2 protein-coding genes are annotated in these 1,740 nt (G+C 58.8%); both read left to right on the top strand.

The features are described 5' to 3' along the window. Positions 1-8 precede the first annotated feature (8 nt). On the top strand, positions 9-152 hold the full coding sequence (gene tnpB, locus ACMV5I_RS29390) for an IS66 family insertion sequence element accessory protein TnpB (RefSeq protein WP_414825962.1): 144 nt from the start codon (positions 9-11) through the stop codon (positions 150-152). A gap of 41 nt (positions 153-193) precedes the next feature. Next, positions 194-1,740 (top strand): IS66 family transposase (gene tnpC / locus ACMV5I_RS29385; RefSeq protein ID WP_414825961.1); only part of this gene is annotated, 1,547 nt, incomplete at its 3' end.

The following is a 1,740-nucleotide window of genomic DNA, read 5'->3' as shown; positions in this document are numbered from 1 at the left end:
ACAAACGTCTGGAGAAAGATTTTTTCCGCTGGCCAACAGTGGGCCAGCAAGCCATACGGCTTACCGAAGAGCAATGGCGCTGGTTACTTGCTGGTGTTGACCTCGATAAAATCCGCACGCATCAACCGCTCAACTGTACTGCGACCAGTTAAATTTATCAGCCTATCCCCGCGTTGCCTGCTACAGTTGCGCTATGAGAACCACTACCACTACCGACAACTTGCCGAATGATATCAGTGAACTGAAACAGATAATCATTGGGTTACAGCAAGAACTGCAGGCGCAGCAGCAAGAGTTGCAGGCGCAACTCGAAGAACTCAATCTGTACCGCCGCAAGATGTTCGGTCGCAGCGCCGAGCCGCACCCACCGCAGGGTGAGGTGTTCAACGAGGCCGAAGTTGAAGCAGAAGCGCCGGTTGGCGTCGATGCCTTCAGCGACGATGACGCCTGCGAGCAGGAAACCATCGATGCCGACGAGAGCGCCTCTGACGAGAGCGTCACGCAAAACGGCGGAGCGCACAAGCCCCAAAAACGCCGCCCGCGTCTGCCGCCCAACCTGCCACGCAAGGAGGTCATCGTTCGCCTCCCTCCCGAAGAGCAGGTATGTGACTGCTGCCATCAGCCAATGCACGTGATGGGCGAAGAAGTGCGCGAAGAGCTGGAGCTGATACCGGCCCACGTACAGGTGACCCGCTATATCCGCGAGAAATACGGCTGCCGGTGCTGTGAGCAGCACGGCACGCTGGGCAGCGTGAAGGTAGCGCCGCCGGTGCCGGCGCTGTTCGCCAAAAGCTACGCCACGCCGTCTCTGGTTGCGCAAATCATCATCAACAAGTTCCAGTTCGCGCTGCCGCTGTACCGCCAGGAAGCGTTGTTCGCCGGCCTCCACATCCCGCTGAGCCGCCAGACACAAAGCCAGTGGTTGCTGAAGGTTGCCGAACGACTGAAGCCGCTGCGGGTGCTGATGCACACGGCACTGCTGGCACAGGAGGTTATCTTCGCCGATGAAACACCGCTGAATGTACTGAGTCAGGAGAGCAGTCAGAGCTATATGTGGCTGTACGGCACCGGGCGCGATGTTCGCCATGCAGAAGATGTCACACCGCACCTGGTGTTGTACGACTATCAGGACTCCCGTAGCGGGCAGTGCCCAGCGGCGTTCCTGGCCGGTTATACCGGATATCTTCAGGTTGATGGGTATGCGGGTTACCACAGTACACAGGCGACACTGGTTGGTTGCATGGCCCATGCCCGCCGGAAGTTCGAAGAAGCACAGCGTGCGCAGCCGAATGCGAAGGTGGGCAAGGCGGTGTGGGCGTTGTCGCATATCCAGAAGCTGTACCGGATAGAGAAAGCCCTGCAGGGCAAACCGCCGGACGAGGTGTACCGGCGACGGCAGGCCGAATCGACACCGTTGATGGAGGAGTTCGCACGATGGCTGTCGAAAACCGACGTACTGCCGAAGGGCTATCTGGGCAAGGCCATCGGTTATTGTCAGAAGCAGTGGCCGAAGTTGATGCGTTATCTGGAAGACGGTCGACTGAACATCGACAACAACCGGGCGGAGCGCGCCATAAAGCCGTTCGTCATCGGGCGTAAGAACTGGATGTTTGCCAATACGGAAGCTGGCGCTCAGGCGAGCGCCCTGCTGTACAGCCTGGTAGAAAGCGCCCGCATCAATGGGCTGAACCCGTACGACTATCTGCATGCGTTGCTGACGGCGCTGAAATCGCCGGACGA

Origin of the sequence: Serratia sp. T13T92, assembly GCF_047530105.1 — a bacterium.
Classification (GTDB): Bacteria; Pseudomonadota; Gammaproteobacteria; order Enterobacterales; family Enterobacteriaceae; genus Chania; species Chania fonticola.
This window is presented reverse-complemented; position numbering and strand designations above follow the sequence as displayed.